Annotated in this window: 11 protein-coding genes and 4 pseudogenes; 9 read left to right on the top strand and 6 right to left on the bottom strand. The window is 59.7% G+C overall.

Features of this window, described 5'->3' with window-relative positions:
- Positions 1-344: pseudogene (locus tag XI09_RS04645) on the bottom strand (IS21 family transposase); the annotation flags it as partial.
- Between the two features lie 948 nt (positions 345-1292).
- Here XI09_RS04645 and XI09_RS04640 point away from each other — a divergent pair.
- Positions 1293-2021, top strand: coding sequence for an SDR family oxidoreductase (locus XI09_RS04640; protein WP_271565829.1), 729 nt, complete (start codon positions 1293-1295; stop codon positions 2019-2021).
- Between the two features lie 615 nt (positions 2022-2636).
- Here the strand turns inward: XI09_RS04640 and XI09_RS04635 are convergent.
- Entirely contained in the window at positions 2637-3518 is an 882-nt protein-coding gene (locus XI09_RS04635) for a MaoC/PaaZ C-terminal domain-containing protein (RefSeq protein ID WP_271565828.1), read from the bottom strand.
- Between the two features lie 164 nt (positions 3519-3682).
- Positions 3683-4036, bottom strand: coding sequence for a hypothetical protein (locus tag XI09_RS04630; protein WP_271565827.1), 354 nt, complete (start codon positions 4034-4036; stop codon positions 3683-3685).
- A gap of 679 nt (positions 4037-4715) precedes the next feature.
- On the opposite strand from XI09_RS04630, the gene XI09_RS04625 reads away from it, so the two are divergent.
- The 7 genes and pseudogenes from XI09_RS04625 to XI09_RS45990 form a co-directional block, all read left to right on the top strand.
- Entirely contained in the window at positions 4716-5891 is a 1176-nt protein-coding gene (locus XI09_RS04625) for an acyl-CoA dehydrogenase family protein (RefSeq protein ID WP_271565826.1), read from the top strand.
- Between the two features lie 4 nt (positions 5892-5895).
- Positions 5896-7032 (top strand): acyl-CoA dehydrogenase family protein, encoded by a 1137-nt coding sequence (locus XI09_RS04620; protein WP_271565825.1) that lies wholly within the window; start codon positions 5896-5898, stop codon positions 7030-7032.
- Between the two features lie 606 nt (positions 7033-7638).
- Positions 7639-8733, top strand: a complete 1095-nt coding sequence (locus tag XI09_RS04615) for an ABC transporter ATP-binding protein (protein ID WP_271565824.1) — start codon at positions 7639-7641, stop codon at positions 8731-8733.
- A gap of 81 nt (positions 8734-8814) precedes the next feature.
- Positions 8815-9873 (top strand): ABC transporter substrate-binding protein, encoded by a 1059-nt coding sequence (locus XI09_RS04610; protein ID WP_271565849.1) that lies wholly within the window; start codon positions 8815-8817, stop codon positions 9871-9873.
- 75 nt (positions 9874-9948) lie between these two features.
- Positions 9949-11199, top strand: coding sequence for an ABC transporter permease (locus tag XI09_RS04605; RefSeq protein WP_271565823.1), 1251 nt, complete (start codon positions 9949-9951; stop codon positions 11197-11199).
- A gap of 5 nt (positions 11200-11204) precedes the next feature.
- Positions 11205-12035 carry an ABC transporter permease gene (locus XI09_RS04600; RefSeq protein WP_271565822.1) on the top strand — a complete coding sequence of 277 codons (831 nt, stop codon included), beginning with the start codon at positions 11205-11207 and terminating at the stop codon, positions 12033-12035.
- Positions 12036-12278: 243 nt separating this feature from the next.
- Positions 12279-13004 (top strand): annotated as a pseudogene (locus tag XI09_RS45990) (SDR family NAD(P)-dependent oxidoreductase); the annotation flags it as partial.
- A gap of 185 nt (positions 13005-13189) precedes the next feature.
- Here XI09_RS45990 and XI09_RS04585 read toward each other — a convergent pair.
- A pseudogene (locus XI09_RS04585) lies at positions 13190-13833 on the bottom strand (anthranilate synthase component II).
- Positions 13830-14114, bottom strand: a complete 285-nt coding sequence (locus tag XI09_RS45985; RefSeq protein WP_442869530.1) for a hypothetical protein — start codon at positions 14112-14114, stop codon at positions 13830-13832. The pseudogene XI09_RS04585 and the gene XI09_RS45985 overlap by 4 nt, the downstream one beginning before the upstream one ends.
- Before the next feature lie 24 nt (positions 14115-14138).
- Here XI09_RS45985 and XI09_RS04575 point away from each other — a divergent pair.
- Positions 14139-14885: pseudogene (locus tag XI09_RS04575) on the top strand (IS256 family transposase); the annotation flags it as partial.
- A 77-nt stretch (positions 14886-14962) separates the two neighbouring features.
- Here the strand turns inward: XI09_RS04575 and XI09_RS04570 are convergent.
- A partial coding sequence (locus tag XI09_RS04570; RefSeq protein WP_442869529.1) for a transposase occupies positions 14963-15423 on the bottom strand: 461 nt, incomplete at its 5' end.

The following is a 15423-nucleotide window of genomic DNA, read 5'->3' as shown; positions in this document are numbered from 1 at the left end:
TTCAGCCGGACCTGTTCTTCGATCCACGTCCGATGCGCTTCGCAAGCCGAACGGGCCAGGCTGCTGGTGACCGTCGCTTCCGACACCCCAAAAGCCGGTGGTCGGGGTGGGGGAATTTGGTCGTCCGCGCTCACCGTGCCGGTGGTCACTTCCCCGGGGGAATTTGCCTCCGCACCAGCCCGCAGCCCCTGATAACGCCGGATCGTCTTGCGATCGACACCCGTCAGCCGGTGAATCTCGCGCTGGCTGGTGTTGCGATCAAGTAATGTAAGTACGGTGCTTTGCAGATGTCGCTTCAAGACGTTCAACTCCCCGGCCCCTTGCTGGCTAAAGGGGTCGAACATAAACGTCCTGCCTGACCGGCTACTGCTGTTCAGCGGCGCTGACGGCGATCATCAGGTGGGGGAGTTTCAAGTGACCATACCCGGGGGATTTTGACCGACCCACGGGGATATATGAGAGCTTCTTTTCGGTCTCGGAGTCCTAGAATCCTATTGCAGCTGCGAGGCCTGCCGTTTCGTCACGGATCATCACCGACCGGCCCTTCCAACGTTGGGCTCCGTCCTTGAAAAAGGCTCCTGACAAGCGACGCCCGAGTAGATGCTGAAATTTCGGGACGTGGCGCGAAAATTCGCGAGCCTTCGGAGGTTGATCTTCGAGGCGCTGGCGCGTTGACCAGCCGCGGAGCCGTACAGCCAACGTCTTGCGATCACGTCATCTACCGTCTTCTGCCAATCCGGTGGCTGGGATGTCCGGTCGAAAGCGGCATGCATACCGCAGCACGACGGCCGTCTCGCGGAAATCACGATCCATACTTGAGCGGCTTTTTACGATCACACGAAAAGAAGGCACATAACAATCGAATCCCGCGTTGGAGACGGCGAAACGAGCGATCGGCATGCGTTTCAGTGTGGCGTGCCCCTCGTCCCGTGGGTCGAAGAACCCGAATGCCCGAGAGGGTTCGAGTCCTGCAGATGGGCTATACTGCCTTTGGAGCTGGATCTTGACACGCCTTTTCCGGAATGTCTTAGCCAAATCGCATCCTACTGAAATCTCCAACGCAGCTTTCGTCATGCTCCCGATCAGGCGGCTCGCGCCTTACGCCCGGGTTCTGATCTATACTCTAATCGGAGTTAGACGAGCAGTGCATGGGACGTTCGGCGTGGAAAACCGGCGCAAGCCAGTCCCATTCGCAGAATTCCCGCGCCTTCGGGGTCTCTTTTTAGTGCGATCATGAGGAGGCTTTTGCTTATTCTCCTTGTCCAGCGGGAAATTGGCAAAGGTTCTCTTCAATGACCACAGTTTTGATCACAGGCGCGGGCCGAGGCATCGGCCTTGCGCTCTCGCGCCATTACGCCGCCGATGGTGCCAATGTGATTGGCTGCTGTCGCGAGCCAGCAAGGGCCGATGCACTAAAGGACCTTGCGGCGGTGTCCCGCGGCCGCGTACGGATCTTGCAACTCGACGTCTCGGACGAGGCCTCGATCCGGTCGCTCAAGCGCGCGCTAAATGAGCAACCGATCGACATCCTCATCAACAATGCGGGGATCGTCGGTCCCGCGACCCAGTCGGCCGACTGCATCGATGCCGAAGGTTGGATCACCACGCTGCGCGTCAACGCCCTTGCGCCAATACTCATCGCTCAGGCGCTACGCGACAACTTGAGGCGCAGCTCTGAGAAGAAGCTGGTGGCGATCAGCAGTGATGCCGGCTCCAATAGCGTCGACTGTTACCGTGGCAGCGCTCTGAGCCGCAATAGATACGCATACCGAGCCTCTAAGGCGGCGCTCAATAATGGCATGCATCGGCTCGCGCGTGACTGGGCCGATGACGGCGTGCTGGTGGGGATAGTGAATCCGGGCTTCGTACGGACCGATATGACGGGCGCAAGCGCCGCCGCATCTTCTGCGTCCATCTCGCCAGAAGACAGTGCGCGTGGTATCATCCAAAGAATTGCTGAGCTAACATCAGACACCAGCGGCGCTTTCCAGGACTACCGCGGCGAGCCTATGCAATGGTAGCCCTAACCGTCTCAGTCTCAGCGATCAAGCAGCAGGGAACCTGTTGCGTTTGAGAGCGTCTTGCCCTTTTCCGGCTCCGATGACGGTGACTCATGGCCGTCGCACATCGCTAGAGACGATAATACGTCCCAGGTGGATCTCGTTGCCGTCGGCTTTGAACCGCCCGATGCATCAGATTTGAAGCCCGGTGCTGCGGGCTCTCTTTTCGTGCCCCTTTCCCGCGGTTACCTCCATCTTTGGAATGCAGTTTTCCCGCGGACACTCCCGGTCAAGAGCACGTCGCGTGTAAAGCTTCTTGCGGCTCACTTGCATTACCTGGGCTTAAGTCGCCGCCATCAATGACAGAAGAAACGTCGCAGCGGTACAGCAAGTGCGTTCGCATAATCTGGTCAGAGCGGTGTTTCGGGCTAAAAACGGAGCTGCGGACGGTCCGGCCGCCTTCTTCCTCGTGCGGTGGGAAACAGAGCACAGGTAGCGGAAGAATCAATGCGAGGCTGCGTTCCCCTACAAGGCTAGGACAGCAACTCACCACAAAGCGTGTATAGTTCGATGCTGCAGTCGTCCGGGGCCCTCCGCGGCGGCTTAATCGGGAGGCTTAGCGGCAGTGTTGCGCGCCTAGGCGCGCAACACTGTCTTGCCGTTTTTGATAACAGTCGCGCCGCGATCGACTACGCGAGCCTCGAACGAAATCACGTTGCGATCTTGCCAAAGATCGACAGTGATAGCATCGCCGGGGAACACTGGTGCCGAGAAGCGCGCTTGGTGACTCAGGATCCTTGTGGGATCGTAATCGCAGAACTCCTGCAGCACCGCCCGGCAGGTGATGCCGAAGGTGCACAGGCCGTGCAGGATCGGTCGCGAGAAGCCAGCCTGCTTGGCGACCTCGGGATCGGAATGAAGCGGATTGAAATCGCCGTTCAGCCGATAAAGCAGCGCCTGGTCGGGCCGAGTATCAAACCGCGCCAACAGGTCCGGCTTGCGTTCGGGCACAGCGTGCGGCTCGGGCGCACCCTGTGACGGGCCGCCGAAGCCTCCGTCGCCGCGAGCGAAAGTGGAGCCCGTGAGAGTGGCGACCTTTTCGCCCTTTTCGTCGGTCCACACACTCTCGTCGACGACGACGGCGCCCCTCTCACCCTTATCGTAGGCGCCCATCGTGCGGCTGGTGGCCGTGATCGTGCCGGACGACGGCAGCGGCTTGTGCAATTCTACTTTCTGCTCGCCATGGACCAACATCAGAAGATTCAATTTGCTCATCCGGAGGCCCGACCTCTGGTCGGTCGCGGGCCTGATAGGTTGTCCTCTAGCCGATGCCAGCACCGTGGTAACTGTCGGCGTAACCTTGAGATCCTTCTCGTACACGAACGGCAGCTCACGCTCATTCATTGGATCTCGGCCCATGCCAATCCCCAGCGCGTACAGCATGATATCCTTCTCACAATAGGTGAAGGTACGCGGCTCGGTCTTCTCCTCCAGGATGTCGGGATAGTAGATCGGCATGTAATATCCTCCGGCATTTAGGCTCAACAGGGTAGTCAATTCCGTCAGGTCCAGTCGGCATCCACCGTAGCTCTGGACGTCGCATAGGACATGTGTCGGTAGTTGTCGGCCACTGCTCAACCAGCGAAGCGAAGATCGCTGCCGCGCCCGAGCAGCAGTCGCCATTAGACAACGATCAGGACGTAAACGCGCTCGATAAGCGCCGACGCTGCAATGCGCGTGAATCCACAAACGGCGTTCGCGAGCTCGAGGTCGGCGCATGAGCCGAGGTTTAGGTTTGCTGAGTCGTCAGAAATTGAGCCGCCTCGCTCGGCACTCTTTGGTCTCGGTGATCCGGCGAACGATTGCAGGTTGCGAGGCACCTCGCCGATGTCTATGTAGTCATCGCGCTCGAGGGAACCCTTAGCGACCATCATTGCAGATATGGGCACCTGAAAGCGCTGCATCTGCGTAAGATTAGTGGAGATCACCATTTCCAAGTCGGTTTGTGCATCAATCAAAGCCGCAATTTGCGCCAAGTGATGTGGAAAGTCGCGCTCGACGCGGTTAACGTTAGCGGCGTCTCAGCGAAGAGTGTTCGGCTCGCTCGTTGTGAGAGCCATTCGGGTCGCGGGTTTGTTTGAAGTTAGCCTTTCGCCATTGCGATTCGCTTTTAGATTCGGCACGCAACGCGGTTTTTGTGCATTCTTTTGGGGCAAGCCGCAGTTTTCCCGCTTTAGAGCGTCGATGGCTCCCGCGGCTTTCATGTCGCCCTGCTCGTGTTCCAAAATGAGCGAGGCCCCGGCGCTGCCGAGCTTGGCGCCAAGCTGAAGCGCAGGCCAAGACGTCAGATCAGGCGGCAATCGCCACTTGCCCCATTTCAACAATAGTGCCTTCTATCGCACCCAAACATTTCCTCCTTGGACCCAGTATGGATTCGGGAATTTTGCACGATCCTTCAGCTGAGATGCTGCTCTGGCACCTATGCTCGAATCGTCATCTGCCGCCGGTCCTGAAAGTTGTCGGCAAGTGCGGCAGTTCAGCCTTTCTTGCTGCAAGACTGCACGCAGTTGCCAGAACTTAGCGATTTTATTCGCCGGGGGTACGTTAGCGTCGTCAGTGCTCGGTGGTTGAGACACCGGTCCAAGTTCATCCGCATCACGCACAAGCTTCGAAACTGCCCGAGCGCAAGGGGGCAAAACGGGAGGGGCGCAGAACATGAGCAACCCTGAGAGGTTTCGTCAGGAGACGCGCGCTTGGCTCGAGGCGAACTGCCCGCCGGAGGTGCGGCAGCCAGTTCGTTCCAAGGACGACGTCGTTTTGGGCGGACGGCGAGCCGTCTACAAGGACCCGGCCCAAAAGCTCTGGTTGGACCGCATGGCGGCGAAGGGCTGGACAGCGCCGGAATGGCCCAGGTCTTACGGCGGCGGCGGGCTTTCTCCCGAGGAGGCAAAGATCCTACAAAGTGAGATGAGCCGGCTCGGCTGCCGCAATCCATTGAGTTCATTCAGCCTATCTACACTGGGGCCGACGCTGCTCAAGTACGGCACCGAGGACCAGAAGCGAGAGCACCTGCCGAAAATGGTCCGCGGTGAAATCTTCTGGTGCCAAGGCTATTCGGAGCCGGGTGCGGGCTCTGATCTTGCTTCACTGGCGACGCGCGCGGAGGACCACGGCGATCACTTCCTTGTGAACGGCCAGAAAATCTGGACCAGCGATGCTGATAAGGCCGGCTGGATTTACTGCTTGGTGCGGACCGATATATCGGACAAGCACAACGGCATCTCATTCCTCCTGTTCGATATGGAAACGCCCGGGATCTCGGTCAAACCCATTAAGTTGATCTCCGGATACTCGGCATTCTGCGAGACGTTTTTCGACAACGTGAAGGTGCCGAAGAAGAACTTAGTTGGTGAATTAAACAAGGGCTGGGACGTCGCCAAATATCTGCTGAGCCACGAGCGCGAGAGCCTTTCCGACTTAAGTGCCGGCGAACTGTCGCTCGGCGAGATAGCCAAGCGCGCAGTCGGTACCGAAGCGGACGGTCGGCTCGACGATCCCGTTTTGCGGGCGCGCATCGCTCTCTTCGAAGTCCGTGCTCTGGCGTTTAGGGCCATGTCTGAGCGCTTTATTGACGAAGTAAAGCACGAGCGGGCGCCTCCTCACCAAGCTTCCGTCATGAAGTACTTTGGGACCGAGCTGAACAAGCAGCGTCATGAGCTGATGATGGACGCCGAAGGATCGGACGCGCTGGAGTGGGAGAGCGATCGATCTCGCGGCGGCGCCAACGCGCGTGCATGGCTCCGCAGCAAAGCCAATTCTATCGAAGGCGGTACATCGGAGGTGCAGCTCAACATCATCGCCAAGCGCATCCTTCAGCTACCCGGAGCCTGACATCTTGCCTCTCTTCCACACCGAAGACCAGACGATGCTTGCCGACACCGTGCGGCCGTTCCTTGCGGAGCAAGCGCCGGTTCACCACATGCGCGCACTGCGGGATGCTGGCGATAGGACCGGCTTCTCGCCCGACCTCTGGAAGCGTTTCGCTGAACTCGGCCTTAACGGCGTCCTGATGGATGAAGCAGACGGCGGTTTAGGATTGGGCCACGTCGAGGCCGGAATCGTGCTGGAGGAGATTGGCCGCAACCTGAAGCCTTCGCCGTTCCTCGCGACGGCGGTAGGTGCGGTGACGACGCTGCGGGAAGGCTCGACGGCCCAGCGCCAAGCCTGGCTGCCGCGGATTCTGGCCGGCGAGGCCGTAGGCGTGCTTGCCATCGACGAGACCCCCCGTCATCGGCCTGAGCGGATCGCGCTGCTGGCGCAGCGGGTCGGCAACGGGTTTCGTCTCACGGGAGAGAAACGCTTCGTGACGCACGGCCACGTGGCCGACTTCCTGATCGTCGCGGCCCGGACCGCCGGCTCCTGCGAGGACAAGATGGGCGTAACGCTCTTCCTGGTTGAAAGTCACGTAGCTAACCTCACGTTCGAGGCCGACCGGCTCGCCGATTCGAGCTTGGCCGCGCGTTTGAAGTTCGATGGCGTGGAGGTCCTTAAGGAGGCAGTCATCGGCGAAGTGGACCGCGGGTTTGACGGCCTGACGAAGACGCTCAGCGCGCTACGCGCGGGCGCCTCGGCTGAGTTGGTTGGGGTAGGCTCGGGCGCTCTCGACATGACCATAGGCTATCTCAAGCAGCGCAAGCAGTTTGGTCGCCTGATCGGCTCGTTCCAGGCACTGCAGCATCGCGCCGCCCATCTCTACGCCGAGATGGGGGTGGCCCGTGCCGCCGTGCTCAAGGCCCAGCAGCTGCTCGACTGCGGTGAAGCCGGCGCCGAGCAGTCCGTCATGGTAGCCAAAGCGATGACTGGCATGGCTAGCGCGCTCGCTGTTCAAGAAGGCATTCAAATGCACGGCGGCATTGGTATGACCGACGAGTATGATATAGGCTTCTACATGAAACGACAGCGAGTGCTGAGCGAGCTGTTCGGCGACGCCGACTACCATGCGGGCCACTTAGCGCGGCTTGCGGGGTACTAAGGCCGGAAGATGGTCGCCTCCTGCGCATCCAGGACAGGCTGATCGGGGACCCGTTCAGATCGTTGCCGTTGAACCGCTCCGTCTGGCGTCTGTCCAATCCCGCTGCGCCGCTTCTCGAATGTCGACTGAATCCGCTGGAAGCGCATGGAAACGAAGCCGACAAGCTTGTCGCTCAGTGAGCGAGCAGCGCAGCGCCGCTATTGATTACCTGCGACCGGACCTTGCGGGCGTTTCCGAGGCCGATGCTGTTCGCCAAAGGAGAGAGCGGACAGCCGTCATTCATTCATCGGTATTCCACATCTGACTAAAGCTTCAGAATTCTCCAGTTCGGTGCAGAATTTTAGCCATCTAGGCAGCCAGATTGATGGAAATCAGCTCTGTCAACCGGATAGATAGTTTTGGGAAAGACAGAAGCCTTTTTGTCGACCACAAGGTTGCAGGCAAAAGTGCAGGTGGGAAACAGTGCATCAGCCGCAGGCGCCTCATGGAGGCGTATCCTTGCGCGCGCAGGCCCCTCCAATCCACAAAAAACAAGATTGTGGTCTGACCGTGCGGGGGGCTGCTCTATCGGGAGCGCCAGGATGCACTGCGGAGGGAACAGGGGGGATGCCAGGCACAAACAACGCCTTTGTGGAGTTTTCCGGCGTTCAGAAAACCTATGATGGCGAAACGCTGGTCGTTAAGAACCTCAACTTGGAGATTGCCCAGGGCGAGTTTTTGACGATGTTGGGGCCTTCCGGCTCAGGCAAAACGACAACCCTCATGATGCTCGCCGGTTTCGAGGCGCCCACTCAAGGCTCGATCCTGCTAGGGGGGCGATCTATCGAGAAAATGCCACCGCACAAACGCGATATCGGCATGGTCTTTCAAAATTACGCGCTTTTTCCGCATATGACGGTGGAAGAAAACCTCGCTTTCCCACTCAAGGTGCGCAAGCTTGGCAAGCCCGAGACCGAGGTCAGGATCAAGCGGGCGCTCGACATGGTTCGCCTTGGCGCCTACGGCTGGCGCCGGCCGGGCCAGCTTTCCGGTGGCCAGCAGCAGCGCGTCGCGCTAGCCCGAGCGCTCGTCTTCGATCCCAGGCTGGTGCTGATGGACGAGCCGCTCGGCGCGCTGGACAAGCAGCTGCGCGAGCAGATGCAGCTCGAGATCAAGCAGATCCACGAGGATCTCGGCGTCACCATCGTCTATGTGACGCATGATCAGGGCGAAGCGTTGACCATGTCGGACCGCATAGCGGTGTTCAACGACGGGGTCATCCAGCAGCTTGCCGCGCCGGCCGAGCTCTACGAGCGGCCGCAGAACGCGTTCGTCGCCCAGTTCATTGGCGAGAACAACCGGCTACGAGGGAAAGTCGTGGCGATGAACGGCGCGACCTGCAAGGTGGAGATATCGGGCGCCGGCAATGTGCAGGCGCTAGCCATTAACGTCGAGGCGGTTGGTCGGCCAACCGTGCTGTCGTTGCGACCGGAGCGGGTGAAGCTCAATCCGACGCCAGGCTCGCTGCCCAATGTTTTTAGCGCGCGGGTTAGGGAGCTGATCTATTTGGGCGATCACGTGCGCACCCGCATCTCGGTGTGCGGCCATGATGACTTTGTCGTCAAGCTGCCCAATTCGGAAGACGTGGCGCAGGTCGAGCCTGGCGCGGAAATCACCATAGGCTGGAAAACCGAGGATTGTCGGGCGCTCGACGCGCCCTGAGGACGACCTAGCTTTGCCGCGAGCAAGGTAGGCCGCGCCGTCGGCGACACCATCATGGTGACATGAAAGGGAGCGGAGATGATGAGAAAGTCATTGGTGGCGGCAAGCGCCTTGGCCATAACCAGCCTGACAGCGAGCGCGCTGATGCTCGCAAATCCCGCGCTTGCCGGCGATCAGCTGACGATCACCGCTGGGGGCGGCGCCCTCCAGATGAGCGAGCGCAAGGCCCAATTCGAGCCCTTCTCGAAGGCGACCGGGATCAAGATCACCGAAGACGAGTACAACTACGACACCGCCAAAATCCGCGCCATGGTCGAGTCCAAGACCGTGAGTTGGGACGTAATCGACGTCGGTCAATCGGCGGCCATAAGACTATGTGACGAAGGCATCCTCGAAACTGTCGATTGGAACAAGCTCGGCCTTGACCGGTCCAAGTTCATGGCCGCCGACAAATATGATTGTGGGGTGCCGAGTCACGTCTCCGCCACTGTGATCGCCTATGACAAGGACAAGCTGGAAAATGGTCCCAAGACCATCGCCGACCTCTTCGACCTGCAGAAATTCCCTGGGAAGCGGGGACTGCTTAAGGATCCATACGCTAACCTCGAATGGGCGCTGATCGCCGACGGCGTCGCAATCAAGGACGTCTATAAGCTGCTCGACACGCCCGAGGGCGTCGACCGCGCCTTCAAGAAGCTTGAAACAATCAAGAAGGACGTCGTCTGGTGGACGAGCGGGGCCCAGCCGCCGCAGCTACTGGCCGACGGCCAGGTCATCATGACCGCCGCTTATAACGGCCGGATCTACGATGCCGTCAAGAACTCCGGCAAGCATTTCGAGGTCATGTGGGATGCTGCGGTGGTGGGCTTTAACTTGTGGGCCATTCCCAAGGGTGACCCGCGACTGGACAACGCCTACAAGTTTATCGCCTTCGCTGCATCTGCCCAGGCCCAAGCCGACCTGACGAGGTACATCGCGTATGGTCCCTCCAACAGGGACGGCATGGCGCTTATCGATCCGGCGATCCTTCCCCATCTTCCGACCGCGCCGGAACACATGGGAATAGAGGCCGACGCCGCGTTCTGGGCTGACAAGGGCAACGATCTGCGCCAGCGCTTTACCGCCTGGCTAGCAAAGTAACACCAAGGAAGAAAATGGCGGGGAGCGCTTCCGTTCTCCTCGCCGTCTCCAAGGAACGAACTGAGAGAGGAGACGATGGCGACGATGGCCGCCCAAATGGCCGGCAGCCCTGCTGGCATTCCGCTGCGGGTCAAACTGCAGCGGGTCGAGCGCCGGCGCAAGCTGAGAGCGCTCACTCTCGTCCTGCCTCTCCTCCTCTTCATTCTGATCACGTTCGTCCTGCCGATCGGCCGGATGATGTTCAACGCGGTCCATGACGATACGCTGCTGACGCTGTTGCCGCAAACCACGGCAGAGCTCGGTGCCTGGGACGGAAAGGGGCTACCCGACGAGACCGTCTATGTTGCTCTGGCGAGCGACCTAAAAATGTCCTGGGCTCAGAAGACCGCGCCCCAGATCGGCGAGCGGATGAACTATGAGCTGCCCGGCGCCCGCAGCCAGGTAACATTAAGCGCCCGCAAGGCGAGCGCGCTTTCCGCTGGTCCCTACAAGGCGGCGCTGATTGAGATTAGCCCGCTCTGGGGGCAACACGATGTCTGGAGTCTGCTCAAGCGCGGAAGGTCGGTCTATACGGCCTTTTATCTGCTGCGTTCGGTCGACTATCAGTATGGCTCCGATAGCCAGATTGTCGCCTCGCCGCCCGAGAACGCGATTTTCCGCGACGTTCTCTTGCGGACAATTGGCATCAGTATCAGCGTGACCATCATCACCGTGCTGCTGGGCTTCCCAGTGGCCTATCTTCTGGCGATATTGCCGCCCAAGTCTAGCAATCTATTGATGATCATGGTCGTGCTGCCGTTCTGGACCTCGTTGTTGGTGCGCACCACCGCCTGGGTCGTGCTCCTGCAGCAACACGGCGTCATCAATGACATGTTGCTAACGTTGCATGTCATATCGCAGCCAGCCGAACTCATCTTCAACCGGGTCGGCACCATGGTTGCTATGGCGCACATCCAACTGCCATTCACACTGTTGCCGATCTATAGCGTGATGAAAACGATCTCACCGAGCCTTGTCCGCGCCGCTCGTTCGCTCGGTGCCGGGCCCTTCTACGCCTTCTGGAAGGTCTACTTCCCGCTCACCCTGCCGGGGATCGCTGCCGGTTGCCTTCTGACGTTCATTTTATGTCTTGGTTACTACATAACCCCAGCCCTCGTCGGGGGACCGGCTGACCAAATGTTGAGCTATTTCGTTGCCCACTACACGAACGAGGAGCTTAACTGGGGGATGGCCTCGGCCCTCGGCGCCATTCTGCTCACCGCCACGCTGTTACTCTACTATGTCTTCAACAAGCTGGTCGGCCTCGATCAACTCAAGATGGGATGAGACCGATGGCCGCTTCCGCCTATGCCACTCCGATGGAGAGGGGCTGGTTCTATCTACACCGGCTGATCTGCGGCGTCGTTTTGTTGTTTCTGATCGCTCCGATCCTCGTGATCGTTCCACTGTCCTTCAACTCGGTGCCCTTCTTCAGCTATCCGATGCCTGGGCTGTCCCTGCGCTGGTATCAGGAGTTCTTCCTGACTGGCCGCTGGCAGGGCGCACTCCACAACTCAATCTTTGTCGCCGTTTCCGTCACGCTCCTGTCAACCATTCTGGGCACGCTAGCCGCGCTCGGGCTCAGCCGACCGAACTTTCCCTGGCGAACGGCGGTGACGGGCGTTCTGATCTCTCCCATCGTCGTACCCGTCGTAATCACGGCCGTTGGCTTGTATTTCTTCTATGCCGACGTCGGATTGCTTAACACCTATTCCGCGCTGATACTGGCACACACGACGCTGGCTACGCCCTTCGTCGTTATCACCGTGACCGCGACCCTGACGGATTTCGATCACTCGTTGACCCGGGCAGCCGCCGGGCTCGGTGCGCCGCCGCTTACCGTCTTCTTCAAGGTGACCCTGCCACTCATACTTCCGGGCATGATCTCCGGTGCGCTCTTCGCCTTCGGCACCTCCTTCGATGAGGTGGTGGTCGCACTTTTCGTTTCAAGCGCTGAGCAGCGCACCTTGCCAAGGGTTATGTTTGCCGGAATTCGTGAGGAGATCAGTCCGACCATCACTGCCGCCGCGACGGTGCTAATCCTTTTCTCGATCACCATGCTCACCACTGTCGAGCTGCTGCGGCGGCGCTCGGAGCGCCTCCGTGGCATCCGCAACCTCTGACGGTTGCAATCGTATGTTGAGCGCCGCAGCCGTGAAGGAAGAGATGGCGCTTGTCGATCCGGCGATCCCGCCTAACCTAACTCCACCGGAGAAATTGGCCAAGGCTAAGGAGTATGGCGGCGCTTTCTGGGCTGCCAAGGATAGCCGCTATAGATGATCAACTCTGTTGGGAGTATGAGCTCGCTACCAGCGCCGCGTCTTATCGCTTGATGTGGCATCGGCAAAAGAAAAGGGAAAGGCCCCATGGATTACGCACTTCCAAACTTCTCCATCGACCTGAATGGCCAGACCGCGATCGTGACCGGAGCATCGGCGGGCCTTGGTGTGCGATTTGCCAAGACTCTCGCGCGATGTGGCGCCCGCGTGGCGCTGACGGCGCGGCGGTTCGATCGACTCCAGAGCGTCGCGGCGGAGATCAAAGCGGCCGGTGGCGACGCCGTACCGCTACAGCTCGACGTGACGGATGCGGATCAACTGACAAGGATTGTCGCTGAAGCAGAGCGGCAGCTTGGTCCGATCACGATTCTGGTAAACAATGCGGGCATCCCGGACGCCCAACGCGCAACAAAAATTTCGATTGATCTTATAGACCGTGTTCTCGAAACGAACGTGCGAGCGCCGTACGTGCTGTCATGCGAGTCGCGCGGCGTTTGATTGCGACAAAGCGTCCTGGCCGCATCGTCAACATCGCGTCCTCATCGGCCTACTTCTATGGAGGAAACGGCGCCGCGCTCTATTCGATCAGCAAGGCCGCGGTGGTACGCATGACCGAAGCCCACGCGGTCGAATGGGCAAAGTTCAACATCAATGTCAACGCGATCGCGCCGGGAGCGTTTTCGTCCGAGATGATCGATTGCATGCTGCAGCGCGTGGGCGACATCACCCAAAGATTTCCGCGTCCGCGCATCGGTGATCCGGCGCAACTCGACAGCACCTTGCTGTTCCTGGTGTCGCCGTCATCGGAGTTCGTGACCGGCACCAGCGTACGCGTGGACGACGTTCAGACCGGCCGATAGGTTCCGATTCTATCATCGCCAAAAAGCATCGGTTCCAAGTCTTGCATAATTAAGACGTGAAGAGCGGTGTGACAGTCCTGCTAAATCATGTAAGGCTGCTGGATTCCGTTCGCTTTGATATTCAAACAAGAAGGTCGTCTATTGATCAATCATTCCGGTTGGATTCTGAGCTGGCCAGTAGAGCCAGTGTGCGATCTGACCTCGCGCCCGATAAGTGTCGACGATACGCAAGAAGTTTTGAAGAAGAACATGCCCTTGTGGGGTAAGTATCGATTCCGGATGGAACTGCACTCCATAGGTTGGCTGATATCGGTGCGACAGCGCCATGATTTCGCCCTCCTGCGAAAGTGCCCACCTTCAGATGCTGGTCGCACGGCTGAGCGAGCTGAATAACCAGAGAATGGTAGCGACCGACGCAAATTGGAGACGGAAGCCCTTCGAATAGCCCTCGGCCATCATGGGTTACGTGCGAGGAACGACTGTCCATAGGACGAACCGCGCGCCACTCGACCGCCGAATGCGCTCCCGATACACTGATGTCCGAGGCAGATGCCTAGAATTGGCACGCGACCTGAAAGGTTGTGGACGACGGTCGTCGATATTCTAGCCTCAACGGGAGTGCATGGGCCAGGAGAGATGACCAGTGCGCTCGGCCTGAGGTCAACAAGGTCGTCGATGCTGATCCTGTCATTCCGGATTACCTGCGTCGCTTGGCCAAGCTTCCGGAAGTACCTGGCTATGTTAAAGACGAAGGAGTCGTAGTTGTCGATGATGACAATCAAAATGGCTCCTGTGTTTCAAAACGAAATGTGTCGAAGATGCGCTGCGCCTTTGCAAGAACCTCTTCGTACTCTGCTTCGGGCTCCGATAGCGCCGTTATGCCGCTACCCGCATGAAACACAGCCAGGCCGTCGTTGATGACTAGCAGGATGGTCGTGTCCCAAGGAGTGGTGTAGCTGGTAGCGAAGCCGCTCGCGACGCGCGCCCCACATAGCGCCGTAGCGAGCGAGCGGCTTTGCGGGTGGTCACCGATGATTCGTCGGTAAGGTTTGGATTGCGACAACCAACCTGATTCGAGGAACCACCGATGACCGACGACATGATGAACCTGCGCGCGCTCGTAGAGAAGACCCCCGATGCCGATCTGTTGCGCGAGATGATCGGCTTCGCCGCCCACCGGCTGATGGAGCTGGAGGTCGAGGGCCTGACCGGGGCCGCGTACGGCGCGAAGAGCCAGGAACGACAGGTCCAGCGCAACGGCTATCGCGATCGGAGCTGGGAGACCCGGGCCGGCACGGTCGAGCTGCGCATTCCCAAGCTGCGCAAAGGCTCTTATTTCCCGGGCTTTCTCGAGCCACGGCGGATGGCCGAGAAGGCGCTCACCGCCGTGGTGCAGGAGGCCTACGTGCAGGGCGTCTCGACCCGTTCGGTTGACGACCTGGTGCAGGCGATGGGCATGACGGGGATATCCAAGAGCCAGGTGTCGCGGCTGTGCGGCGAGATCGACGACAAGGTGAAGGCCTTCCTCAATCGCCCGATCGAGGGCGACTGGCCCTACCTGTGGATCGACGCCACCTATGTGAAGGTGCGCCAGAACGGGCGCATCGTCTCGGTCGCGGTGATCATCGCGGTCGGGGTCAACAGTGACGGCCGGCGCGAGGTGCTCGGCATGGATATCGGTCCGTCCGAGGCCGAGACGTTCTGGACCGCATTCCTGCGCAAGCTGGCGCGGCGCGGATTGCGCGGCGTCAAGCTGGTGGTCTCCGACGCTCATGAGGGGATCAAGGCCACGGTTGGCAAGGTGCTCAACGCCACTTGGCAGCGCTGCCGCGTGGGGTCGTTGAACAAGTGGCCAATAGATTTGGCGCGATGCAGCGACGGGCTATCCTGGCCCTCGCGTCAAAGCTCGCGCTACGGCCGATCTGAAGCCGCAAACGCATTCTGAGGGACAATCCAAGACAGAATAAGCGCAAGGAGAGCGGTTGCCAGCCGCTTGAGGTTGATGGCGGCGGCCGTGAGGTAGGCCTGGATCTTCATATTCGGTAGACCGCGCCGTATGGCGCGCGCCAGCCCATGCCAAGTTTTGGCTTCGCCGTGGAAGCCCTCTGAGCGCCAGCGATGGCGTTGATAGAGATGTCGATCCTGCTTAGTCCATCGCTCGCGACGGCGGCGGGCACGCAGCAGTGCCGGATAATGGTCACCGACAACGACCGCTTTGTTAACCCGCCCTTTGGCGCCCTTGAGCGGACACCGGGTGCAATCCTTCGCCTTCGAGTAAAAGAAACGGCCGTGCTTGATGGGCCGAGCGGGGCGCAAGATACGCCCTCGCGGGCACTTCAAGATGTCGCTGGCATCGTACCGGAAGCGTCTGA

Source organism: Bradyrhizobium sp. CCBAU 11386 (assembly GCF_028128955.1).
Classification (GTDB): Bacteria; Pseudomonadota; Alphaproteobacteria; order Rhizobiales; family Xanthobacteraceae; genus Bradyrhizobium.
Note: the sequence above shows the minus strand (reverse complement) of the source record. Positions and strands in the feature narration are given on the sequence as shown.